This window comes from Saccharothrix variisporea (genome assembly GCF_003634995.1).
GTDB classification, from domain to species: domain Bacteria; phylum Actinomycetota; class Actinomycetes; order Mycobacteriales; family Pseudonocardiaceae; genus Actinosynnema; species Actinosynnema variisporeum.
Window position 1 is genome coordinate 9,041,690 of sequence record NZ_RBXR01000001.1, and the last position, 24,424, is coordinate 9,066,113.

At 74.0% G+C, this 24,424-nt stretch carries 16 protein-coding genes; 11 read left to right on the forward strand and 5 right to left on the reverse strand.

Annotated elements, in window-relative coordinates; all coding sequences use genetic code 11:
* Positions 1–55 precede the first annotated feature (55 nt).
* The 3 genes from DFJ66_RS40610 (at position 56) to DFJ66_RS40620 (ending at position 6,808) form a co-directional block, all read left to right on the forward strand.
* Positions 56–4,375 carry a caspase, EACC1-associated type gene (locus DFJ66_RS40610; RefSeq protein ID WP_121229944.1) on the forward strand — a complete coding sequence of 1,440 codons (4,320 nt, stop codon included), beginning with the start codon at positions 56–58 and terminating at the stop codon, positions 4,373–4,375.
* Positions 4,376–4,387: 12 nt separating this feature from the next.
* A complete protein-coding gene (locus DFJ66_RS40615) occupies positions 4,388–4,759 on the forward strand; it encodes an effector-associated constant component EACC1 (RefSeq protein ID WP_121229946.1) in 372 nt (123 codons plus the stop codon).
* A gap of 198 nt (positions 4,760–4,957) precedes the next feature.
* A complete protein-coding gene (locus DFJ66_RS40620; RefSeq protein ID WP_147459529.1) occupies positions 4,958–6,808 on the forward strand; it encodes a PA domain-containing protein in 1,851 nt (616 codons plus the stop codon).
* 89 nt (positions 6,809–6,897) lie between these two features.
* On the opposite strand, the gene DFJ66_RS40625 is transcribed toward DFJ66_RS40620, so the two are convergent.
* Both DFJ66_RS40625 and DFJ66_RS40630 read right to left on the reverse strand, forming a co-directional pair.
* Positions 6,898–8,808, reverse strand: coding sequence for a hypothetical protein (locus DFJ66_RS40625; protein ID WP_147459530.1), 1,911 nt, complete (start codon positions 8,806–8,808; stop codon positions 6,898–6,900).
* A gap of 139 nt (positions 8,809–8,947) precedes the next feature.
* The gene (locus DFJ66_RS40630) at positions 8,948–10,081 is read right to left on the reverse strand and encodes a hypothetical protein (RefSeq protein WP_121229952.1); all 1,134 of its coding nucleotides are present in this window, start codon (positions 10,079–10,081) and stop codon (positions 8,948–8,950) included.
* Between the two features lie 318 nt (positions 10,082–10,399).
* Here DFJ66_RS40630 and DFJ66_RS40635 point away from each other — a divergent pair, with 318 nt between their 5' ends.
* The 6 genes from DFJ66_RS40635 (at position 10,400) to DFJ66_RS40660 (ending at position 19,211) form a co-directional block, all read left to right on the forward strand.
* Positions 10,400–11,833 (forward strand): M48 family metallopeptidase, encoded by a 1,434-nt coding sequence (locus tag DFJ66_RS40635; protein ID WP_121229954.1) that lies wholly within the window; start codon positions 10,400–10,402, stop codon positions 11,831–11,833.
* Between the two features lie 11 nt (positions 11,834–11,844).
* Positions 11,845–12,795 (forward strand): DUF4034 domain-containing protein, encoded by a 951-nt coding sequence (locus DFJ66_RS40640; RefSeq protein WP_121229956.1) that lies wholly within the window; start codon positions 11,845–11,847, stop codon positions 12,793–12,795.
* A 261-nt stretch (positions 12,796–13,056) separates the two neighbouring features.
* A complete protein-coding gene (gene bglS, locus DFJ66_RS40645) occupies positions 13,057–13,812 on the forward strand; it encodes a beta-glucanase (RefSeq protein ID WP_121229958.1) in 756 nt (251 codons plus the stop codon).
* Positions 13,813–14,069: 257 nt separating this feature from the next.
* Positions 14,070–17,144, forward strand: a complete 3,075-nt coding sequence (locus DFJ66_RS40650; protein ID WP_246030125.1) for an AfsR/SARP family transcriptional regulator — start codon at positions 14,070–14,072, stop codon at positions 17,142–17,144.
* A 52-nt stretch (positions 17,145–17,196) separates the two neighbouring features.
* Complete coding sequence (locus DFJ66_RS40655) at positions 17,197–17,853, forward strand: response regulator transcription factor (RefSeq protein WP_121229960.1); 657 nt, start codon at positions 17,197–17,199, stop codon at positions 17,851–17,853.
* Complete coding sequence (locus DFJ66_RS40660) at positions 17,850–19,211, forward strand: sensor histidine kinase (RefSeq protein ID WP_121229962.1); 1,362 nt, start codon at positions 17,850–17,852, stop codon at positions 19,209–19,211. Before DFJ66_RS40655 ends, DFJ66_RS40660 begins: the two co-directional genes overlap by 4 nt.
* Positions 19,212–19,320: 109 nt before the next feature.
* On the opposite strand, the gene DFJ66_RS40665 is transcribed toward DFJ66_RS40660, so the two are convergent.
* Positions 19,321–19,899 (reverse strand): SgcJ/EcaC family oxidoreductase, encoded by a 579-nt coding sequence (locus DFJ66_RS40665; RefSeq protein WP_121229964.1) that lies wholly within the window; start codon positions 19,897–19,899, stop codon positions 19,321–19,323.
* A gap of 167 nt (positions 19,900–20,066) precedes the next feature.
* Between DFJ66_RS40665 and DFJ66_RS40670 the strand changes: the two genes are divergently transcribed.
* A complete protein-coding gene (locus DFJ66_RS40670) occupies positions 20,067–20,984 on the forward strand; it encodes an epimerase (RefSeq protein WP_121229966.1) in 918 nt (305 codons plus the stop codon).
* Positions 20,985–21,096: 112 nt separating this feature from the next.
* On the opposite strand, the gene DFJ66_RS40675 is transcribed toward DFJ66_RS40670, so the two are convergent.
* Together DFJ66_RS40675 and DFJ66_RS40680 are read right to left on the reverse strand one after the other, a co-directional pair.
* Positions 21,097–22,257 (reverse strand): GTP-binding protein, encoded by a 1,161-nt coding sequence (locus DFJ66_RS40675; RefSeq protein ID WP_121229968.1) that lies wholly within the window; start codon positions 22,255–22,257, stop codon positions 21,097–21,099.
* Between the two features lie 43 nt (positions 22,258–22,300).
* The gene (locus DFJ66_RS40680; RefSeq protein WP_121229970.1) at positions 22,301–23,332 is read right to left on the reverse strand and encodes a methyltransferase; all 1,032 of its coding nucleotides are present in this window, start codon (positions 23,330–23,332) and stop codon (positions 22,301–22,303) included.
* Positions 23,333–23,524: 192 nt separating this feature from the next.
* Here DFJ66_RS40680 and DFJ66_RS40685 point away from each other — a divergent pair, with 192 nt between their 5' ends.
* Entirely contained in the window at positions 23,525–24,418 is an 894-nt protein-coding gene (locus DFJ66_RS40685) for a hypothetical protein (RefSeq protein WP_147459531.1), read from the forward strand.
* Positions 24,419–24,424: the final 6 nt, after the last annotated feature.

A 24,424-nucleotide genomic window follows, 5' to 3' on the forward strand; every position in this document is an offset into this window, starting at 1 on the left:
CCCCCTATCCTGGCGCCGAACCGCCGGTGCCGCCGCGCTGACAGGAGTCCCCGCCTTGGACACCGATCCACCCGCGTTACTCGGGGCCGCCGGCGCGCGCGTCGTCGTCGTCGCGACGTCGCGCCACGTGGGCGGCTCGCTGCTGCCCGACGTGCCGTCCGCCGCCACGACCGCCCGTGACCTGGCCCGCGTGTACGTCGACCGCTGCGGGCTGGCGGAAGGCGACCTGACCGTCGTGCTCGACCCGGCCGGGCCGCGGGAACTGGCCGAACGCCTGCTCGCCGTCGCCGAGGAGGCGACCGACGTGCTCGTGGTCCACTTCGTCGGCCACGGCCTGGTCGGGCCGGACGACTCGTTGCACCTGGCCACCTTCGCCACCGACGACCCGGCCAAGGGCCTGGCCCACCACCGCGCCCTGCGGTACGCGGAGCTGAAGGACGTCGTGGCGCACTCCCCGGCCCGGTCGGTGCTGCTGGTGCTGGACTGCTGCTTCGCGGGCCGCGCCGCGGGACTGGACCCGGTGCGGCGGTCGCTGGCCGACTCCGCGCGCGACGGCGTGTACCAGCTCGCGTCGGCGGGCGCGGACGAGGCGGCGTGGGCGCCCGAGGGCAGTCCGCACACCGCGTTCTCCGGCGAGCTGGTCCGGTTGCTGGACGAGGGAGTGCCGGGCGGGCCGCGGGTGCTGACCCTCGACGACGTCTTCGAGGAGCTGTCGGCGCGCCTGGGAGACCGCGGCTACCCGCGTCCGCTGCGGTTCGCCACCGGGCACGCGGCGCGCTGGCGGCTCGCACCCAACCCGGCGTGGCGGCCGGGCGGCGGCACGGGTGCTCCGCCCCACCCCGGTCGCGCGCCCTACCGCGGGCTGGCGTACTTCCGCCGCGAGGACGCGGACTTCTTCTTCGGCCGCGACGAGCTGTCCCGCGGACTGGTCGGCCGGCTCGGCGAGGCGGAGCCGCTGCTGGTGCTCGGCCCGTCCGGCGCGGGCAAGTCCTCGGTGCTGCGCGCGGGCCTGGCGGCGGCGGTGGACCGGGTGGACGGCTGGACGTGCCACGTGGTCACGCCGGGCGCGGACCCGTTCGCGCCCCTGGCGGCGTGGCTGGCCGACCGCGGCCGGGGCTCGGTGGCGGAGCTGCGCGCGGCGCTGCGGTCCGACCCCGACGCGCTGGCCGTGCGGCTGCGCGCCACGCCGGCCGGCGACGGGACGCGGGCGAGCCGGGAACACGTCGTGCTGGTGGTCGACCAGGTCGAGGAGCTGTTCACCGCCGTCGCCGACGAGGACGTGCGGTCGGCCTACGTGCGGGCGCTGGTCGGCGTGGCGCGCGGCCGCGCGGCGTCGGTGGTGCTGGGCGTGCGGGCCGGGTACTTCGGCCACTGCGCGCGCTACCCCGAGCTGCTGCCCGCGTTGGGCCGCCCGGCGGTGGTCGCGCCGCTGGGCCAGGAGCAGTTGCGCGAGGTGATCGTCGAGCCGGCCCGCAAGGCCGGGCTGGAGCTGGAACCCGGCCTGGTCGAGCGGCTGCTGACCGACCTCGGCGACGGCCCCGGGTCGCTGCCGCTGCTGTCCCACGCGCTGCTCAAGACGTGGGAGGAGCGCGACGGCGGCCGGCTCACGCTGGCGGGCTACCAGCGCACCGGCGGCATCCAGGGCGCCGTGGCGCGCACCGCCGACGCGGTGTACGACTCGCTGGAGCCCGACAGCCGCGACGTCGCCCGGCGGCTGCTGCTGCGGCTGGTGAGCATCGGCGACACCGGCGACCTGCGGCGCGTGGTGCCGCAGTCGGAGCTGGCGCTGGACGAGCGCGGGCAGCGCGTGCTGGACGCGTTCGTGCGCGCCCGCCTGGTCAACGTCGACCAGGACGCCGTGGCGATCGCCCACGAGGCGCTGCTGCGTGCCTGGCCCCGGCTGCGCGACTGGATCGCCGCCGACCGCGCGGGGCTGCTGGTGCGCCAGCAGTTGGCCGAGAGCGCGCGCAACTGGCAGCGGCACGACCGCGACCCGGAGCTGCTCTACCGCGGCAACCGGCTCGCCGAGGTCAGCGCGTGGCAGGGGGAGCGGCAGCAGCGCGACCCGGTCGGCGAGGTCGAGGCGGACTTCCTGGCCGCCAGCCGCCGCAGACGGCGGGTCGAGTCGCGGCGGCGGCGCGCGGCCGTGGCGGTGCTCGCCGTCATGCTGGTGCTGGCGGCCTCCGCGGCGGTGTACGCGACCGTGCAGCAACGGGAGTCCGCGCGGCTGCGGGCCGCCGCCGAGGCCAGCGGCGACACCGCGCTGTCGCTGCTGATCGCGCGCACCGCCGGCGACGTCCGCGACCTCAACCCGGTGCTGGCCATGCAGTTGGGCGTGGCCGCCTACCGCACGGCGCCGACGACCGACGCCCGCAGCGCGCTGCTCAGCGCCGTGACGATCCCCGCGCCGGCCGTGGTGTCCGGCCACGAGAACGCCGTGGACGGCCTGGCGTTCGACCGGGAGAACGGTGTCCTGGTCACCGCCTCGGAGGACACCAAGGCGAAGCTGTGGGACGTCGAGACCGACCCGCGCCACCCCCGGTGGCTCGGCGACATGGACCGCCACACCGGCTACGTCTTCGACGTCGCCGTCAGCCCGCGCGGCGGGCGCGCCGTCACCGGGTCGAACGACCGCACCGCGAAGCTGTGGGACATCAGCAACCCGCGCGCGCCGAAGGAGATCGGGACCATGCGCGACCACACCGACGCCGTGCGCGGTGTGGCGTTCAGCCCCGACGGGGCTTATGTGGCAACGGCTTCCGTCGACGGCACCGCGAAGCTGTGGGACGTGCGGGACACTTCGCACCCCGTGGGCGAGATGAAGGGGCACGAGGGCGCGGTGCGCGGCGTCTCCTTCCACCCGGACGGACGCACGGTGTCCACCACCGGCGTCGACAAGTCGGTGAAGCTGTGGGACATCACCGATCCCGCCCACCCGGCGCTGCGCTCCACCGTGACCGAACACGCCGACACCGTGCGCATGGCGCCGTTCAGCCCTGACGGCAAGCTGATGGTCAGCGCCTCCAACGACCGCACCGCGAAGCTGTGGGACGTCACCGACGCCGCCGCGCCCAGGGTGCGCGCCACCCTGTCCGGGCACGCCGACACCGTGCGCAACGTCGCTTTCACCCCGGACGGCACCGTCGTCGCCACGGTGTCGGTCGACAAGACCACGCGCCTGTGGGACATCCACGACCCCGACCGGCCGCAGCCGCTGCTCACCCTCGGCGGCCACGGCAGCATCGTCAACGCCGTCGCGTTCGCCCGCGACGGGCGCACCCTGGCCACCGGGTCCGCGGACAGCACGGTGAAGCTGTGGGACGTCGGCGACCCCAGCCACCCGGCGTCGCTGCTGCCCGCGCTGAGCGGCCACCGCGGGCCGGTGCGCGGCGTGACCTTCAGCCCGGACCGCCGGACCCTGGTCACCACCGCCGACGACGGCACCGCACGCGTGTGGGACCTGTCGCCACCGGGCCGACCCCGGGCCGTGGCGGAGCTGACCGGGCACACCAGGAGCGTGACCGCGGCCGTGTTCAACCCCACCGGGCGGCTCCTGGTGACGTGCTCGGACGACGGCACCTTCCGGTTGTGGGACGTGACCGACCGGGCCAAGCCGGAACTGCTGGCGGTCCAGCGGGCGTCGGACAACACCCTCAAGGGCGCGGTGTTCAGCGGCGACGGCACGGTGCTGGTCACCGCCTCCGGCGACCGCACGGCGCGCCTGTGGGACGTCCGGTACCCGCGCCAGGTCACCGCGCTGTCCTCGCTGCTGGGCCACGACAGCTACCTGTACGCCGTCGCCGCCAGCCCCGACGGCCGCACTGTCGCCACCGGGTCGGAGGACCGGACGGTGAAGCTGTGGGACGTGACCGACCCGCGGCGCCCGGTGCTGCGGTCCACCGTGACCGGCCACACCGCGACCGTGTGGAGCGTGGCGTTCAGCCCGGACGGGACCACGCTGGCCACGGCGTCCGCCGACCGCACGGTCCGCCTCGCCGACGTGCGCGACCCGGCGAAACCCGTGCCGCGGCACACCCTGGAGGGGCACTTCGCGCCCGTCTACGCGGTGGCGTTCGGCCCGGACGGCCGGGTGCTGGCCACCGGCGCGGACGACGGCACCGCCAAGGTGTGGGACGTCTCCGGCGAGCCGCGGGTGACCGCGACCCTGGTCGGCCACGGCGGTCCGGTGTCGGCGGTGGCCCTCGGCGACGGTGTCCTGGCCACCGGCTCCTGGGACCGGACGGCCCAGTTGTGGCTGACGAACGTGGACGAGGTCGCCGCCCTGGTGTGCGACCGGGTCGGGGCGAAGCTGGCCGACCAGGAGTGGTCGCAGGTGCTGCCGGACATCCCCCGCCGGCCGGCCTGCGCGGAGTGAGAGGCGGATCGCGTGGACGTGGAACTGAGGGTGGACGGCGGCGCGGACGAGGTGCGCGACCTGCACCGCGCGCTGGCCGCCGACCCCGACCTGCGCGGCCGGGTGCGGCTGCGCCACCGGCCGCCGGAACCGGGCGCGCTCGGACCGGTCGCGGAGGCGGTGGAGGTGGCACTGGCACCCGGCGGAGCGCTGACCGTCGTGGCCGGCGCGGTCCTGGTGTGGCTGCGCCGGCGGCGGGGGACGGTGAAGGTGCGGGTGACCCGGGGCGAGGACACCGTGGAGGTGTACGCCGACCAGGTGCGCGGGTTGGACGCGCCGGCGGTGAAGGAGTTGACCGCGCAGATCGTGTCCTCTTTGGACCGGAAGGGTGAATCAGCGCCGTAGCACCGTGCCGCGCACAACACCGCCGGCTCCGGACAGGTGGACCGCGCGGCGCTGCCCAGGGCGATCCGAGGTTCCTTTCGCCTCTACCGAACTTAGTAGTTCGGACGTAGAGTCCGCGAGCTACCGGGAACAACTCGGATCGGTGAGGGGTACGGCGTGCTGAGACGGCGAATCGACAGGGTGCTCGCTTTAAGTGCGGTGACCGTGGTGTTGGGCGCGGGGGTGGCCACGGCGCACCCGGACCACGGCGGTGGCGGGCGGGAGGACTTCCCCGGTGAGGGGGTGGCCGACGGGCTGTACAAGCAGCACGACGGCGATGAAGGGCACCTGCCGGCGGTGGCGCGCAACGTCACGTTGGTGGGCAAGGCGAAGGTGACCAACCCCTCGGGTGCCGGTAACACCGGGCGCGTGGCCGACGTGACGGCGTTCGGCGATTACGCCTACCTGACGGCGTTCCGCGCGCCGACGTGCGAGCGGACCGGTGTGCACGTCATGGACATCTCCGACCCGGCTCACCCGGTCGAGGTCACGAGCGCGTTCATCCCGACCAGTGCCGGTTCCTACGCCGGTGAGGGCATCCAGGTCGAGCACGTGGAGACGCCGTTCTTCCACGGCGACCTGCTGATCCACCAGAACGAGACGTGTCCCGGCGCGACGCCGGGCGCGGACTCGGGTGGCATCTCGCTGTGGGACGTGAGCGATCCTCGCCACCCGAAGGCGGTCAAGCTCCACACGGGTGACTTCACCAACGCCGCCGGTGGCCTGGACGTGGCGCCGAACCAGACGCACAGCATGCGGATGTGGACCAACGTCTTCGACAAGAAGGTCTACGTGGCCCTGGTCGACGACGAGGAGGGCACGGACGTCGACATCCTCGACATCACCGACCCGTACCACCCGGTGCTGGTCAACGACGAGCTCGACCTCGGCGAGGTGTTCGGTGTCGACCAGGCCGCGCCGGCCAACCTGACGTCGGTGTTCAGCCACGACATGATGATCACGAAGATCGGTCGTCGGTACGTGATGAACATGAACTACTGGGACGGCGGGTACGTGCTGCTCGACGTCACCGACCCGCGGCCGGGCAAGGTGAGCCTGATCGCGGAGTCGGACTACGCGGCGCTGGACGAGGAGCGGCTGGCGCGCGGCCAGCAGGTGTCGCCGGAGGGCAACGCGCACCAGTCGGAGCTGTCGCCCAACCGCAAGTTCATGATCGGCACGGACGAGGACTTCAGCCCGTACCGCGTCACCGCCAAGATCGACTCGGGCCCGTACGCGGGCGCGGAGTACCTGGCTACCTCGGCGCGGGACACCAAGCCGGTGGACGAGAACACCACCATCTCCGGCCCGACCACGTTCGTCGGCCAGGCGTGCGACGCGGCGGCGATCCCGGCGGGCACGGGCACGGCGCTGGTCGAACGCGGGACGTGCGCGTTCCAGGTCAAGTTGGACAACATCGTGGCCAAGGGCTACACGGCCGGCATCGTCTTCCAGAACGAGCGCTCGGACTGCCTGGGTGGCGTGACGATGGCCGCGGCGGGCCCGATCCCGTACGTGTTCACCAACCGCTACGCCGGCCTGCGGCTGCTGGGCGTGCCGGGCGTGACCGAGGCCGGCGCGTGCACCACGCCGACCCCGACGAGCGGTGGCGAGGCGACCACCATCAAGGCCACCTTCGACGGCTGGGGTTACGTGCGGTTGTTCGGCACCGACATCCCGAAGTCGGGCGCGGGTTCGATCAAGCAGATCGGCACCTACGCCGTGCCCGAGTCGCAGGACCCGAAGTACGCGCGGGGCTTCGGTGACCTGTCGGTGCACGAGGTGGCGATGGACCCGGACAACAACAGCCTGGCCTACATCTCGTACTACGCGGCCGGGTTCCGGGTCGTGCAGTACGGCAAGAACGGCATCCAGGAGGTCGGCGCCTTCATCGACGAGGACGGCAACAACTTCTGGGGCGTGGAGGTCTGGAAGGACGAGACCGGTGAGCAGTACGTGCTCGCCAGCGACCGCGACTTCGGCCTGTACGTCTTCCACTACGACGGCTGACGGTGCCCGCGTGCCCCAGGCGGACGGTTCGCCTGGGGCACGCGTGCGAGTCGAGTCGGCCTCTTTCGAGCGACGGCACGGTCGGGCGTCTACAAGCGACCGTCCACTGCGGCTTGCTCCAGGCGGCTCTCCATCGCGGCGTCGGACCGGTTCACCTCCTGGAGCAGGGTGTGCAGGCGCTCCAGGTCCTCGCGGGTCTGGCGGAAGGCACGGGCGGCGCCGTGCAGGTTCCCGGAGATCTGCTCGATCCGGTCCACGTCGACGCCGCTGCCGTAGAACATCGCAGTCCGGCCGGCCGAGGAGTCCACGTACCGGGCCAGTTGCTCGGCGGACTCCTGCTGCCGGCGCAGTTGTGGCGCCAGGGCCAACGCCCGCGCCACGTTGGCCAGGGCGACCGCCGAGCGCGACCGGCGTCCGGCGTAGTCGAAGCGGAGGTCGTTGATCGCGCGCCGGCGCTGGGTGACGTCGGGCTCCGCGCGCAGCGCGGCGGCGAACCGGAGGACTTGCCCGGTGAGCTCGACCTGGGTGCGGGCGAGGTCCCGGGCGTACCCGGCGAGGTCGCTGCGGACCAGGTCGAGCGCGGTGTGGTCGGGGCCGTTGCCGAGGTGGCCGAGCAGCGCGGCGCCGGTGGTGCGCGGTGGCACGTGGAGCGCGGCGCGGGCGAGCGCGCTCGTGGTGGTGCGCACGACGTACCCCTCGACGAGTGAGGCGGCGATGCTGCCGGCGAGCTGGATCGCCATGCCCGTGACCGCCACGCGCAGGGCGGGCGCCACCCCGCCCTCGGAGGGGGTCCTGGGCGTCGCCCCGGCGTGGGGTTCGGGTACGGCCGCCCGCCGCGGGGGTTCGGGGATGCTCGTGGGCCGTCGTGGTTCGGGCGCGGCCGTTCGCCGTGGTGTCTGCGGGGCGGTTGTTCGGCGCGGTGGTTCGGCGGACCCGCTCTCCGCACCGCCGGTGGGTGCGGGTGTCGGCGGACGGGTGGGACCGGTCGGAGCCGGGGGCGGCGACCCCGAGCCCCCGCCCCGGGGTGGCCGGGCCGGGGGGAGCGGTCCGGCCAGGGGAGGCTGGGTGGCGACCCGCCACCGCGGGGTCCCGGACCGCGCGTCGCCGTTCACCAGCCGGATGACCAGCTCACCGCGTTGGTCGACCACGTTGACGGCGGTGAGGAAGTCGGGTCGACCGAGGCCCTGGTCGAGGGTTTGGCGTTGCAGCAGCCGTTGCAGGTCGACCGCCAGGTCACCCGAGTTGACGGCCTGACCGGTCGCCGGGTTGGTCACGACCCACCGGCCGTCGGGCCGCACGACGCGCGGGCCGCTGCCGGCGGGCGGTGGCCACGTGACGACCACCGTGGCCTCGCGCCGGGTGCGGGGGAGCGTGCCCGCCGCGGGTCGGGTCGGGCCGACGGTCACCGCCGCGTGCATGACACCCGCCTCCAGCACGGCGGCGGCGAGGATCGCGCGGCGCTCGTGGTAGACCTCGACCGTCATCGCGGTGCTGCCCCGGCGACCGATGCTGATGTCGCTGGAGTAACTCCGGCTCGCGGCGTCCTGCCCGAAGTCGAGGACGAACCCGGCACGCGCCAGGGGCGCCCGTCGCCGGACCTCCACCAGTTCCAGCACGGCGTCCACGACCTGGGCGGGCTGCCGGCCCCGGTGGGCGCGGGCCCAGTCGGCGAGGCCGCGCACGCGACCGCGTTCCTCCAGCCGGGCCACGTCGAGCACGACCGCGCCGAGGTCCGCCCGGCCGGCCTCGGCCAGCCGGCGTTCGATGCGTTCGAGCCACGGTGCCACGTCGTGGAACAGCGGCATGCGGGCCACGTCGCGCAACGGGGACGGGGCCGGCAGGAGCAGCGGAGGATCACGTTGCACCACCAGCCGTGCGATCTGGTTGCCGGCGACGCGTTGCAGTGCCAGCAGTCGGGCGAAGGCCGAGATGGCGGTGGGCGACCGGCGAACCACGGGTCTCGGCTCGGGACGAGCGGCGGGAGCGTGATCGCGGTCCATGAGCCACACGTTGACGGCGGACCGGAAGAGTCGGCAACGTGCGGACGGGCAGCGGTGAGGGCATTGGCCCCCGATGCGCCGGCGCCGCCCGGACCGCGGGTCGGTCCTGGACCACGAGCGTCCGGGCGGCCGGCGGGGGTCAGCGGGACGGGGTCGTGGCGACCGGGGTCCAGCGGACGCCCTTCCAGGTGCCGTCGGCGGTGGTGCTGCGACCGACCACGACGCCGTGGTTGTTCAGCGCGACCGGTGTGCTGTAGGCGCCGCCCAGCGAGTCGAGGTAGGTGAGCTGCCCGTCGCGCCAGAGGAACACGCGGGTCGACGAGTAGTCCGGCGTCGAGGTGTGCCCGACGATGTCGCCGCGCTCGTTGATCGCGGTCGCCACGGAGTTGCCGGGCACGCCGAGGTCGACCTGCTTGCCGCCGGCGGGCCACAGCACCGCGCGGGACATGCCGTTGTCCAGCACCCAGCCGACCGCGTCGCCGCGTTCGTTGAGCGACTGCTCGCCGTGGGCGAGCCGGCCCCGTTCCGACAGGACGGTCAGCTCGTCGCCGTCCCAGCGCAGCGCCACCATGCCCCGGTTGGCGACGATCACACCGGACTCGTTGACCGCCTCCGGGTCGTACGTGCCGTAGCCCGGACCCGGGGGCAGTTCCGTGCACGTGCCGCCGGTGCAGCGGAGTGCGCCGAACTGCTGGAAGGATGCGGAGGCGTAGGCGGCCGCGACGACACCGGCGTTGTTGATGGCGTACGCCGACACGTGATCCCCGGCCACCGGCAGCTCCACGTGCCGCTCGCCGTCCCACACGGTGGCGTGCTGCGGGCCCCGGGACGAGGTGGCGTACGACATCGGCACGCTGCCGTCGTCGTTGATCACCTGCGCCAGCGCCCACGCGGCTCCCGGCGGGGTGATGGCCGTCCGCTGACCCGCGAACCACACCCACGGCTTCTGCGTGTCCGGCACGCCATCAGAGGTCAAGCCGAGCACCTTGCCGCTCTGGTTGATCGCGCCGGCCAGCCCGGGACCGAGATCGGTCGCCCCACCGCGCGGCGCCCACAGCACCGCGCGCGTCACCCCGTCACCCTGGGCGCTGCCGACGATCTGGCCGAGGTCGTTGACCCCGGTGGGGTGGTAGCCGAGGGTGTCCGGCAGACCCGCGACACCCGGCAGTTCGGCGATGACGTGCGTGGCGGACGCGACCGCCGCGGGAGTGGCGGCCAGTGGCAAGGCTGTCGCGAGCGCCAACACGGCCAGCGACGCGCGTAAGTCGGGCATGATCGCTCCGTTGCGAGTATGTCCTGAAGTGGTACTGGATCGATCAACGGTAGCCTCCGCGCACCTGCGGCGGTGTCGGCCGGACAGCGCAACAGTCCACGAACCCCTTGCGCCGCAGGGAGTCCGAGGTGGATTGGCCGCGAGCCTGCTGGAACACGGCTGGGTGCGCGAGCCGCGCTGACGGCGGACGGTCTCGTTCACCGGGGGAATCGGCCGAACCGGCGATCTCCGCCACCCGGTCGCTGTACCGTGACGCGCGGCGCGGTTGACGCCCCACCGGTCCGAAGGGGGCACGGTCGGAGTGGGGGAGGGGCGTTCATGCGGTTGTCGGCGCGCGCCGCGATCGCGGTGGCGATGCTGGTGGGGATCCACCTTCTCGCGCTGCTGCTGGTGGCTGCGCTGGTCGTCGTCGACGTGCTGCTGGTGCAGGACGGTCGGTTCATCGCGTTCGTGTGGACGAACGCGGTGTTCGCGCCCATCGTCCTTGGCGTGCTCGTCACCCTGTTCTCGGTCGGTGCGACACCGGGGGACCAGTTCGGCGGCACCGTTGTGACGCCGCAGGACCAGCCGCGGCTGTGGGACCGCGTGCGCATGCTCGCCGCGGAGGTCGGGACCCGGCCGCCGGACGAGATCCGCGTCGTGCCCGGGGCCAACGCGGGCGTGGTGGAGCGGACGCGCCTGTTCGGGCTCGTGGTGCGCCGCCGGGTCATGGTCGTCGGCTTCCCGCTGTTCGCCTGCTTGACCGACGACGAGCTGACCGCCGTCCTCGCGCACGAACTCGGCCACTTCGGCAACCACGACGCCCGGCTGGGCGGGCTCGTCCACTCGGGCCGAGCGGCCCTCGTGCGCATCCTGGCCGGACTGTCGGGCGGCACCGGGTACCGCGCCGCGGTGGCCGAGGTGATCGCCGCGTACGCGAACCTGTACCTCACCGTGTCCGGCCGGGTCTCCCGCCGGCAGGAGCTCGCCGCCGACGCCGTGGCAGCGCGGATCGCCGGATCGCGTGCGGCGGCGAGCGCCCTGCGCGCGGTGCCGTTCGTGCACGCGGCGTGGGCGACGTTCCTGGAGGAGCGGCTCCACGCCGCCGGGTCGGCCGGGTACCTGCCGCGCAACGTGCTGGTCGGCTTCACCCGCTGGTGGACGGTCGAACGACCCGACGTCGAGCCCGCGCCGCCGGTGGCCGGACCGTTTGACCGGCACCCGCCGATGGCCGAGCGGATCGCCGCCGTCGAAGCGCTGGCCGCACCGGGCGGCGGGGGCTCCGCGCCGGCGATCGACCTGCTGGACGACCCGTCCCGGGTCGTGGACTCGTCGCTGTCGACCGTCCTGACCGACGAACTCGGGTTCAAGACCCCGGTCGAGTGCGTGGACCTGGACCACCTGCTGGCGCGAGCCCACCTGGTCGCCGGGTCGAGCCGGCTGCTCACCGCGGCGCGCCGCGCGTCCGGCGAGCGAGAGGCCACGCTCGGCACGGTGCTCGACCTGCTCGACCGCGGTCGGCTCGCCGACCTGCTCCCGGCGGACCTGGTGCCCGGCAACGGGACGCGGGCGCCGCGGGTCGTGCGCGAGTACGGCCGGGGGTTCGTGATCGGGGAACTGGCCGCCCTGGCCGAACTCGCCTGCCGGGACGCCGGTCGCGAGTGCCCCGACCTCGCCCCGCACGTCGAAGCGGCCTGCGAGGACCACCCCGACACGGCGGGGCTTCGGCGCGTGGTCGGCATCGCGCCGGACCGCCACCCGGTCGCGGACTGACGGAGGACCTGGTGCTGGACCCGAGACGCAACGCCGACCCCGCCCGCTGGGGACTCGTGCCGGACGGGCAGGTCCGGGAGCGTTGGCTGCCCGCGGACGACCCCGCGCTGCACGAGGCCGCCGGCGCGGCCAGGTCGGGCCAGTGGCGGCCCGCCGCGACGCTCCTCGCCTCCACCTTCGGCGACTGGGACCACCGCGCCGAGGTCGTGGACGTGCTGGCCACCGAGGGCGCGCACGACGACCGCTGGCTGACCGCGTGGCGAGCCGCCCGCCCCGAGGACCCGCACCTGGCGGTCGTGGACGCCCACGCGTGGTTGAAGCTGGCGTGGGCGATCCGGGGTGAGGGCCTGGAAGCCGCGCACGTCAAGGGTTTCCAGCGTGTGCTGGTGAAGGCGCAGCGGGCGGCGTGGGCGGCCACCGGAGCGCTGCCGGACGACCCGACGCCGTGGTGGACGCTCACCGCGCTCGCCCGCGGCCTCGGGTTCGCGCACTCGCGGTTCCAGGAGGTGTGGGCGGAGCTGACCGCACGGGCACCGTCGCACCGGCGTGCGCACCTCGACGCGTTGCAGTACTGGCGCGAGGAGTGGTGCGGGTCCCACGGGTTGATGCTCGACTTCGCCGAAAAGGCCGCGGCGACGTCTCCGGAGCTGGTCGCCTTGCCGCTGCACGCGGCGTTCGAACTGGAGGACGAGGAACCCGGGGCGTGGCGGACCGCGTCGGCGCGGCAGGCGTTGGAGGCCGTGCTCGTGCGGCTCGCCGACGCCCCCGACACCCGGGCCGTGCGCGAGGACCGCGGCTTCGCCGTCCTGGCCCTGTTCGAGCTGGGCCGGTACGACGAGGTGGTCGAGCAGTTCCGCCTGCTCGGGCCGCGGGCGGACGGCGCGCCGTGGAGCAGTTACGAAGACCCGAAGGGCACCTTCCTGAACTACCGCGCCGATGCGTGCATGAGAGCCGCTCGCTGAGGCACGGCGGCGTGGCAGCCGGGGCCACGACCCCCTTCCGGCGGCTCGGACAGACGATCGCCGCTGTGGCGGTCGGGTTCGTCGGCGCCGTGCTCGTTCACGCGAAGTGTCCGCCACATTACGAGACGATGTCGATCGCTCGGTCCCGGGTTGACAGCGCGGACCGCCGATCACAAATGTGAGAGCGCTCCCATATTGCGCCCGCAACAACGTCCCCGGCGTACCGCCGCCGTCAGTCGCCTCCAGAAACCGGAGCAGCCCATGAAACGCCTGATCCGAGCGCTCGTCCTCACCGCGACAACGGTCCTCGCCGCCGTCCAGCTCTCACCCGCCGCCCACGCCGCCATCGGTGGCAGCTTCGTCGACCAGTTCAACTCGTTCGACACCAGCCGCTGGCACAAGGCCGACGGCTGGAGCAACGGCAGCATGTTCAACGTCGGCTGGCGCGCGGACCACGTCTGGAACAGCGGCGGTGTCACGGGCATCAACCTGGACAAGGCCACGTGCCCCGGCGGCTGTTCCGGCAAGCCCTACGCCTCCGGCGAGTTCCGCTCCAACGACCTGTACTCGTACGGCCGGTTCGAGGTGCGGATGATGGCCGTCAAACGCGCCGGCACGGTGACGTCGTTCTTCACCTACACCGGGCCGAGCGACAACCAGCCCTGGGACGAGATCGACGTCGAGATCCTCGGCAAGAACACCTACCAGATGCAGACCAACTACTTCACCAACGGCGTCGGCGGGCACGAGACGATCATCAACCTCGGGTTCGACGCCTCTGCCGGCTTCCACACCTACGCCATCGAGTGGTGGAACAGGGGCACGATCAACTGGTTCGTCGACGGCCGCCTGGTCCACCAGGAGAACGGGTCGCGCGGCCCGCTGCCGACCCGCCCGCAGCGCATCATGGCCAACCTCTGGCCCGGCATCGGCGTCGACGACTGGCTCGGCCCCTTCGTCTACCCCGGTACGACGTTGACCGCCCGGTACGACTCGGTCAGCTACACGAAGTACTGATGGCGGTGGGTCCGGGACGACCTCGGCCGTCCCGGACCCCGCACGGCCAGGGCGAGCAACGCGTGCGGCGCCCCGATCGGCCCGGCCGGAACCCGGTTGTCAGCTGAGGTGGCCCGCCCCCTGGACGAATCCCCCGGGCCACCTCAGGTCTGAAGTGTGAGCGGCCGTTCGTGTGAACCGCTTGCCAACGTTCTGCATCGCCCTGGTAACTGCGCTATTCCTGTCGCCGGGGAGATGTGGTGCCGGGGGAGGCGGGCGTGGCGGTGGAGATCGCTCTGCTGGGCGAGGTGACCGCGCACGTCGACGGGCAGCCGGTGCGGCTCGGGCCCGCCCGGCAGCGGTGCGTGCTGGCGGCGCTGGCGGTGGACGCGGGTCGGCTCGTGCCGGCGGATCGCCTGGTCGAGCGGGTCTGGGGTGCGGACACACCCCGGCGGGGACGGGCGACGCTGCACAGCCACATCTCGCGGTTGCGGGGCGCTTTCGCCGGTGCGCTGACCGTCGTCCACCGTTCCGGTGGCTACACGCTGGAGCTGGACCAGGCGGACCGGGCGGTGGACCTGCTCCGGTTCCGCGCCCTGCGCGACCGCGCCCGCCGCGCGGACGACGACGCGCGCCGGGTGGCGCCGTTGGTCGAGGCGTTGGCGTTGTGGCGCGGCGAGCCGTTGACCGGCGTGAGCGGGTTGTGGGCGGAAGGCGAGCGCGACCGGTGGCAGCAGGAACGGTGGGCCGCCGAGCTCGACCTGGTCGACGCCCGGTTGAGCGACGGCCAGGGCGAGGAGCTGGTGGCCCAGCTGTCGGCGTGGGCCGCGCGGCACCCGCTGGACGAGCGCGTGGCCGGCCGGTACATGCTGGCGCTGCACCGCGCCGGGCGCACCGCGGACGCCCTGGCCCACTACCGGCACCTGCGGGAACAGCTGGTCGAGGAACTGGGCACGGACCCCGGCACCGCGTTGCGGGACCTGCACAGGCGCATCCTCGACACCGACCCCGCCCTGGCCCCGACCCCGCCCGCGATCGGCGGCGGGACACCGGCGACGGCGGCGGAGCCGGTGCCCCGGCAGCTGCCCGCGCCGCCGCGGTGGTTCACCGGCCGCGCCGCCGAACTGGCCCGCCTGGACCGGGCCTCGACCGCCGCGCCGGGAACCGACCCGCGGCCCTCGGCGACCAGTACGGGGACACCGGGGGCCGGCACGGGGACGTCTGCGGCCGGCCCGCAGCCCTCGGCGACGGGCGCGGGGGCACCTGGGAGCGGCGCGGGAGCACCGGAGACCGGCGCGGGAGCACCTGGGAGCGGCGCGGGAGCACTGGAGACTGGCGCGGGGGCACCTGGGACCGGCGCGGGGGCACCGGGGGCCGCCACGGTGGTGATCTCGGCGATCGGCGGGGCGGGCGGGGTCGGCAAGACCTGGCTGGCCCTGGCCTGGGCGCACCGGCACCTCGACCGGTTCCCCGACGGGCACCTGTTCACCGACCTGCGCGGGTTCGCCCCCACCGAGCAGCCCGTCGCCGCGGACGCCGCGTTGTTCGGGTTCCTCACCGCGCTGGGCGTCGCCCCCGACCGCATCCCCGCCGACCTGGACGCCAGGGCCGCGCTGTACCGCAGCCTGGTCGCGGGGCGGCGGATGCTCGTGGTGCTGGACAACGCCGCCACCGCCGAGCAGGTCGTCCCGCTGCTGCCGGGCAGTCCGACCTGCACCGTGCTGGTCACCAGCCGCCGCAGGCTCGCCTCCCTGATCGACCGGCACGGCGCCCGCCACCTGCAGTTGGACGTCCTGGACCACGCCGAGGCCCGCGCCCTGCTCGCCGCGCGCCTGGGCGCCGACCGCGTCGCCGCCGAACCCGACGCCGTCGACGAGCTGGTCGAGCTGTGCGGTGGCTACCCGCTGGCCTTGTCGATCACCGCCCGGGACGCCGCCACCCGCCCCGCCGTCCCGCTGGCCGAGATCGCCGCCGAGCTGCGCGAGCTGGGGCTGGAGATGCTCGACCACGACACCGACCCCGCCGCGAGCCTGCCCGTCGTGCTGTCCTGGTCGCTGCGCCGGCTCACCGACGAGCAGCGCACGGTGTTCGGGCTGCTCGGGATCGCCCCCGGCCCCGACACCACCCCGCCCGCCGTGGCCGCCCTGACCGGCCTGCCGGCGGCCCGCGCGCGCCGGGCGCTGTCGGCGCTGGAGGAGGCGTCCCTGCTGGAACGCCTGCCGGGCGGCCGGTACGCGATGCACGACCTGGTCCGCGACTACGCCGCCACCACCGCCCACGCCCTGCCCGACGGCGTGCGGGAGGCGGCGCTGGTGCGGGTGGCGGACTTCCACCTGCACACCGCGTTCGCCGCCGACCGCCTCCTGGAACCCCACCGCGAACTCCTGCACCCCGGCCCGCCCGCACCCGGCGTCCACCCGCACCCGCTGCCCGACGCCGCCGCCGCGATCGCGTGGCTGGAGGCCGAGCACGCCACCCTCCTGGCCACGCAGCGCGCGGCGGTCGCCCTCGGCCGCCACCACGTCGTCTGGCACCTCGCCCGCGCCCTGGACACCTTCCACTTCCGGCGGGGGCACCGGCGCGACGCGCTCACCGCGTGGCGGGCCGCGCTGGACGCCGCCGCCCACCTGCCCGACCCCACCGCCCGCAGCCGCGCCCACCGGCTGGTCGGCCGCGCGTACTCCCGGCTGGGCGGGCACGACGAGGCCATCGGCCACCTGGACCGGTCCCTCACCCTGGCCGTGCGCCACCACGACCCCGCCGAACAGGCCCACACCTACCGGGCGCTCACGGTCGCCTGGAAGCGGAGGGACGACCGGAAGGCCCTGGAGTACGCCCGACACTCCCTGGACCTCTACCGCACCCTCGACCGGCCGGTGTGGGAAGCCGACGCGCTCAACCAGGTGGCCAGGCTCGCCGCGTCCCTCGGCGACCTCGACACCGCCCGCGACCACTGCCGCGCCGCCCTCACCCTGTTCCGACGCCACCACGACCCCGTGGGCGAGGCGGACGCCCTGGCCATCCTGGGGTCGATCGCCCACCGCACCGGCGACCACCGGCAGTCGGTCGAGCACTACCACCAAGCCCTCGCCGTGTACCGCACCCACGGCGACACCTACCAGGTCGCCGACGCCCTGGACAGCGTGGGCCACCCCCATTCCGCCCTCGGACGACACGACCGGGCCCACGAGGTGTGGCGGGAGGCACTGCGGCTGTACCGCGACCAGGGCCGCGACGAGGAGGCCGAGCGGGTGCGACGCCGGCTCGACGACCTCCGCGGCACCACCCGCACCGGTTCGGACGCCCACCTGCCACGCGGCGCACCCCGGACGGCCGAGCCGGCGCGACCGTGACGAACCCCCGCGCGACAGCGGTGCGCGGAGTCCTCGATGGAATCATCGGGCCATGCGGGTGCTGCTGGTCGAGGACGACGAGCCCATCGCCGAGTCGCTGATGCGCGGGCTGGGGCGGTACGGGTTCGAGGTCGTGTGGGTGCGCACCGGGGGTGCGGCGCTGGCGGCCGAGGCCGTGGACGTGGTGCTGGTCGACCTCGGGCTGCCGGACATGGACGGGCTCGACGTGTGCCGCGAGCTGCGGGCGCGGTCGGACGTGCCGATCATCGTGATCAGCGCGCGGGCCGACGAGGTCGACCGGGTCGTCGGGTTGGAGATCGGCGCGGACGACTACGTGACCAAGCCGTTCGGCGTGCGGGAGGTCATCGCGCGGGTGCGGGCGGTGCTGCGGCGGGTGCGGCCGGCGTTGGCGCAGCCGGAGCCGGTCCGGTCGGAGCGGGTGGCGCTGGACCGGCGGGCGCGGCGGGTGTTCGTGGACGGCGTCGAGGTGGCGCTGACCCCCAAGGAGTACGACCTGCTGGCCTTCCTCGCCGAGGCGCCCGGTGCGGCGTTCACCCGCGAGCAGATCATGGAGGCGGTGTGGGACGCGAACTGGTTCGGGCCCACCAAGACGCTGGACGTGCACGTGGGCGCGCTGCGCCGCAAGCTCGGTGAGGCCGCCGCGGTGGAGACCGTGCGCGGGGTCGGGTTCCGGTTGGTGCTGACGTGATCCGGCAGCTCGTCGCGAGCTACGTGCTGCTGGTGGCCGTGGCCCTCGCCGCGTTCACGGTGCCGGTCGCCTTCACCCTGACCGGTCAGGTCTACGGCGACGCCGAGAGCGCCGCCCGCCGCGAGGCGCGCACCGCCGCGCTGCTGCTGGCCACCGACGACGCCCCGTCCCGGCAGGCGTTGGCCCGGCTCGCGGAGGCGTACCAGGACGAGACGCCGGGCCGGCTGGACGTGCTGTCGGCGCGGCGGACCGCGGTCGCGCCGCTGCCGCCGCCCGCCGACCCGGACGACCCGGCGTTCGCGCACGCCTTGGCGGGGCGGGAGTTCCTGGGCTGGGACCACGTGCCCGCCCTGGGCGCGGACGGCCTGGTCCTGGCGGTGCCCGCCGAGTCGGCGGACGGCCGGGTCGTCGGCGCGGTGCGGATCGCCTACCCGTCGGCGCCGATCACCCAGCGGCTGTGGCAGATCTGGGGTTTCCGGGCCGGGCTGGCGGTCGCGGTGCTGGTGGTGGCGGCGCTGCTGGGCGTGTGGTTGGCGCGGCGGCTGACGCGCCCGCTGCGGGAGCTCAACCGCATGGCGAGCCGGTTGCGCGACGGCGACCTGACCGCGCGGGCGGCGGAGACCGGACCGCCGGAGACCCGCACCCTGGCGGGCACGCTCAACACGGCGACGGAGACGATCGGCACCCTGCTCGGCTCGCAGCGCGCGTTCATCGGCGACGCGTCGCACCAACTGCGCACGCCCCTGACCGCGTTGCGGCTGTCGCTGGACAACGTCGCCGACAGCGTGGACGACCCGGACGTGCGCGAGGACGTCGACCACGCCACCGCCGAGGTGGTGCGGATGAGCCGGCTGGTCGACGGGCTGCTGACGCTGGCGCGGGCCGAGTCGGCGGTGGCGGCGGCCGAGCCGGTGAAGGTGGCGGACGTGGTGTCGGACCGGTTCGGCGCGTGGCGGGCCGCCGCCGACGAGCGGGGCGTGGCGCTGCGGCACGAGGCGGCAGACCCGTCGCTGCGGGTGCTGGCCGGTCCCGGGCACCTGGAGCAGGTGCTGGACAACGTGCTGTCCAACGCGGTGGAGGTGTCGCCGGACGACGGCGTGATCGTCGTGCGGACGTTCCGCGAGGGGGACAAGGGGGTGGTCGAGGTGGTCGACCAGGGGCCGGGGATGCCGCCCGCGGACCAGTCCCGCGCGTTCGACCGGTTCTGGCGCGGTCCCGGTCTGACCGGCCGGTCGGGGACGGGGCTGGGGCTGGCGATCGTCAAGCAGTTGGTGTCCGACGACGGCGGTTCCGTGGGCCTGGACACGGCCGAGACCGGCGGGCTGCTGGTGCGGGTGGTGCTGCGGGCGTGCCCGTAGCCCTCGGGTCCGCGGGTGGTGTTGCGGGCGTGCCCGTAGCCCTCGGGTCCGCGGGTGGTGTTGCGGGCGTGCCCGTAGCCCTCGGCTCGGGCCACGGGCACGGCCGGGGTCACTTCTTCTCGGGCATCGCGGACGAGTGGTGGTGCTTGATCAGCCACGTGCCGTTCGCCCGCTCGTAGACGAAGGTGTAGCGGGCGTCGACCGTGCCCGAGTCCGTGGTGAACCGGTAGGTGCCGGCGTCCAGGGCGGTGTCGGGGCCGAGGATCCAGACGCGCGAGTCGAGGATCTGCCCCTGCGGCTTGCCCTGGAGGAAGTGCTCGAAGTAGTCGGCGATCTCCGCGTGGCCGGTGCGCACCTTGTTCGACACGGTCGGCAGCAGGACGGCGTCGGCGGTGTAGCGCTCGGCGACCTTGCCCGGGTCGAGCGTCGCGAGCGCGCGGTTCCACTCGCCGAACAGCGCTTGGACCTCCTGGGCGGTGGGCTGCGCCTGGGCGCCGCTCGCCGCGGTTGCCGAGCTGCTCGCCGCCGTGCCGCTGGTGCCGCTCGCCGCCGTGCCGCTGGTGCCGCTCGCCGCCGTGCCGCTGGTGCCGCCCGCCGCGGCGGTCCCGCTGCCGCACCCGGCGAGTGCGGTCACCGCGAGGACCGCACCGGCCGCCACCGTGACCCGGACACGCAACCTGTTGCTCATCGTCAAACTCCTTGGTCCTGTTCGGGGGACACCATCCACTTTGGAGGTACGTCGACCAGGGACAGGCCAGGAAAGTGACAACAGACGGTAAGGGGTTGTCCAAGGTTGTGGGGGCGTACACTGAGTTTTGAACGCGTTCAAAACTCGTTCACAACCGAGGGGGACACGTGAAGATCGTCATTCCCGGGGGCACCGGGCACATCGGCCGCTTCCTGGCCCGTGCGTTGACCGGGGCAGGGCACGAGGTCGTCGTCATCGGGCGCAGTGGCGGGGTGCGGTGGGACGGGCGCACGTTGGGGGAGTGGGCGGGCGAGGTCGACGGCGCGGACGCCGTGATCAACCTCGCCGGCCGCAGCGTCAGCTGCCGGTACACGCCGGAGAACCTGCGCGAGATGATGGCCTCCCGCGTGGACTCGGCGCGCGTCGTCGGCGAGGCGATCGCCGCCGCCGCCCGGCCCCCGCAGGTGTGGCTGCAGATGAGCACGGCGACGATCTACGCCCACCGCTTCGACGCGCCCAACGACGAGGCGACCGGAGTGATCGGCGGCGACGAGCCGGACGTGCCCGCGTACTGGGCCTACAGCGTGGACATCGCCCGGAACTGGGAGGCCGCCCAGGCGCGGGCCGACACGCCGGCCACGCGGAAGGTGGCGCTGCGCACGGCGATCGTGATGAGCACCGAGCCCGGCGGGGCGTTCACGGTGCTGCGGGGCCTGGCCCGGCTGGGACTGGGTGGTCCCGTGGCGGGCGGGGCGCAGTACGTGTCGTGGCTGCACGAGGAGGACTTCGTGCGGGCGGTGGAGTTCCTGCTGGTCAACGACCTGTCCGGCCCGGTGAACCTGGCGGCGCCGGAACCGTTGCCGCAGCGGGAGTTCATGCGCGAGCTGCGCGCCGCGTGCCGGGTGCCCTTCGGGCTGCCCGCGACCCGGTGGATGGCCGAGGTGGGCGCGTGGGCGATCCGCTCGGACACGGAGCTGCTGCTCAAGAGCCGCCGCGTGGTGCCGGGCCGCTTGCCGGCCGCCGGTTTCACCTTCCGTCACGGGACGTGGTCCGAGGCGGTGCGCGACCTGGTCCGGCGCGGGTGAGCGCCGCTCGGGCGCGGATGGGCGACGCCCCGCACGCCGGTCAGCGCTGCGGTGCCGGTCAGCGCTGCGGTGCCGGTCAGCGTTCCGGCACCCTTCAGCGTTCAGACGCCGGTCAGCGTTCCGGCACCGGTCGGGGGAGTGGGAGGTCGTGGTTGTGGTCGTGTGGCTCGACGTCGTCCCACTGCGGTAGCGGGTCGTCCAGGAGTCGCCATGCGGTGGGGCCGCCGGCCAGTTCGGCGTCGGTGAGCAGTGCCGGGTCCAGGCGGCGGCGGGGTTCGTCGGGGTCGAGGTCGATGCCGATGAACACCAGTTCCTGCTTGGCCGTGTGCCCGTCGAGCAGCTCGCCCGGTTCGATGGTCATGTTCGGCCCGGCCTGCGACCACACCGCGAGGGTGTGCGGGCGGCTGGCGATGTGGCAGAAACCCTTGCTGCGCACCACACCCTCCCACTCCGCCAGCGCGGCCACCAGGCGCGCGGGGTGGAAGGGCCGGTCGGCGCGGTAGGTGACCGAGCGGATGCCGTACTCCTCGGTCTCGGGGGTGTGGGAGCCCGCCAGCTCCTGCGCCCAGCCGGGTGCGGTGGCGGCGGTGACCGGGTCGTAGCGGCCGGTGTCGAGCACCTCGGACAGGTCGACGACCCCGCGTCGGGCGCGGACCAGCCGGGCGGTGGGGTTGAGCTTGCGCAGCAGGGCTTCGGTGGTGGCCAGCTGGTCGGGCGTGGCCAGGTCGGTCTTGTTGAGCACCAGGACGTCGGCGAACTCGACCTGGTCCACCAGCAGGTCGGAGATGCCGCGCTCGTCGTCCTCGGCCGCTTCCAGGCCCCGCTGGTCGAGCCGGTCGCCGCGCTCGATCTCGGGCAGGAAGGTCGAGGCGTCCACGACGGTCACCATCGTGTCCAGGCGGGCGTGGTCGGACAGGCTGGTGCCGTCCTCGAACGTCCACTCGAAGGTCGCCGCGACGGGCATCGGCTCGGAGATGCCGGTGGACTCGACGAGGATGGTGTCGAAGCGGCCGTCGCGCGCCAGTTCGCCCACGCTGTCCAGCAGGTCTTCGCGCAGGGTGCAGCAGATGCAGCCGTTGGTCAGCTCGACCAGCCGCTCACCGCCCCGGCCGGAGACCAGCGAGGCGTCGATGTTGACCTCGCTCATGTCGTTGACCACCACCGCCACCCGGCGGCCCTCGCGGTTGGCCAGGACGTGGTTGAGCAGGGTGGTCTTGCCCGCGCCGAGGAAGCCGGACAGCACCGTGACGGGAACGCGCGTGGGTGAGGACATAGTGCAAACGATAACCGTATTCAACTAGTACCGTGTCGGGGGCTCAGGCCGCGACGGCCTCGACGAGGCAGAACCCGGACGGGGGCAACGGGACGACGTCCGCGACGGCGAACCCGGCGCCGCGTGCCAGAGCCTCGAACTCCTCCCGGGTCCGCTCCTGTCCGCCGAGGTTGACCAGCATGTTCAGGTCGCTGAGGTACATCACGGGCGTGACGGCGTCCGCCACCGCCTCCGGCAGGACCGGTTCGACCACGAGCAGCCGACCGCCGTCGGGCAGCGCCTCCCGGCAGTTGCGCAGGATCGTCGTGGCCCGCTCGTCGTCCCAGTCGTGCAGGACGCTCTTGAGCACCATCGCGTCCACCCCGCCGGGTGCGGACTCGAAGAAGTCCCCCGCCCGGATCTCGCAGCGGTCGGCGAGGCCCGCCGTGGCGAGCACGTCCGCCGCCTGGGCGGAACCTTCGGCGGTGTCGAACAGCACCCCGCGCAGGTTCTCGTGCCGGCCGAGGATCGCGGCGAGCAACGTGCCGTCACCGCCGCCGACGTCCGCGACCGTCGTGAACCGGCCGAAGTCGTAGGCGCCCGGCAACACCGCGGCGGCCACGTGGGTGCCCTGGCTCATGGCGGCGTTGAACGCGGCGGCCAGCTCCGGCTCGGTCTTGAGGTGGTCGAAGAACTCCACGCCGAACGCCTGCTCGAACGTGGTGCGCCCGGTGCGCACGGCCTCGTCCAGCCGGTGCCACGCCGTCAGCATCACCGGATCGGTGAACACCCGCGCGAAGGCGCTCAACGACCCCGCCCCCGTCGACCGCAGCAGTGCCCCCGCCTCGGTGACCGCGAACCGCCCGGGTCCGGGCTCGACCGCCAGTCCGATGGCCGTGGCGGCGCGCAGCAGTCGGTGCGTGGTGTCGGTGGGGGTTCCGCACGCGCCGGCCACCTGTTCGACCGTGCGCTCGCCGCCGTCCAGGGCGTCGGCGACGCCGAGCTTGACGCACGCGGCGACGACCTGCGCCGACATCGAGCCGAAGACGAGGTTCAGCACGGTTCGGCGTGCGGCGATGTCCGTTGGAGCTGCCATGACTTCCCCCGGCGGTATCCGAATGACAATGATTATCAAAATCAACCATAGCGCGTCTCTGCCCCCGCGCACACCGCTTCGCGCTGCCTGGCCGGTGACCGGCTGGAGGAGCGGGGGTCGTTGTTCGCGCGTCGATGTCGCCGCACGCTGCACGGATATCCTGGCGGCGGGTGCTCGGCGCGAGGGGGGGACATGACGGAGCCGCAGCCGCCGCGGTGGGTGGTGTGGGTTGCTCGGGCTGTGGCCGTGGTGGTCGTGGTGCCGGTGACCTTCGTCCGGGCGTGGGTGGAGGTTCTCGTGCTGCGGCCGGTGGCTGCTGCCCTGCGGTGGGTGTGGGAGTCCGGTGCCGCGGTGGCGCGGTTCCTGCGGCGCTGGGTGCTCGTGCCCTTGGGGCGAGGTGCCGCGTGGGTGGCGCGGTTGCTGTGGCGGTGGGGGCTCGTGCCGCTGGGGCGGGGTGTCGAGTGGGTGGCGCGACTGGTGCACCGGGCTGTGCTGCGGCCCCTGGGGTGGGTGCTGCTCCAGGTGGGCCGCGGCTTGTGGTGGGTGGCGAGGCAGGTCGGGCGGTTCCTCATGTGGATCGACGCGCCCGTCACGGCCGCGGTGGAGTGGTTCTTCCGGTGGACCGGGCGGATCATCGCGTTCGTCGCGCGGGGGTTGTGGGACGCCGTCGTGCGGGTCGTGGTGCCGCTGTGGCGGTGGCTGGTGGTCGCGCCTGTGCGGTTCGCCTACCGCCGGCTCCTCACGCCGGTCGGGCATGCGCTGCGGTGGGTGTTCCGGTGGGCCGTGAAGATCGTCGGGGTCGTCGGGCGCGTGCTGTGGGATGCCGTTGTGTGGGCGGTGGAGCGGGTGGCGTTGCCGCTGTGGCGGTGGCTGGTCGTCAGGCCGGCTCGGTTCGTCTACCGCAAGGTCCTCACGCCGGTCGGCCACGCCGTGCGGGCGGGTGCGCGGTGGGTGCGGCGGACGGTGGTCGAGCCGGTGCGGCAGGCCGTGTCGACCTTCTACAATGGACTGCGGGCGGTGGTGGGGCCACCTCGTCGGCAACCGAACCGCGCCGGCAGCACCGACGGAGATCGCCCAGGCGGGTGAAATGCG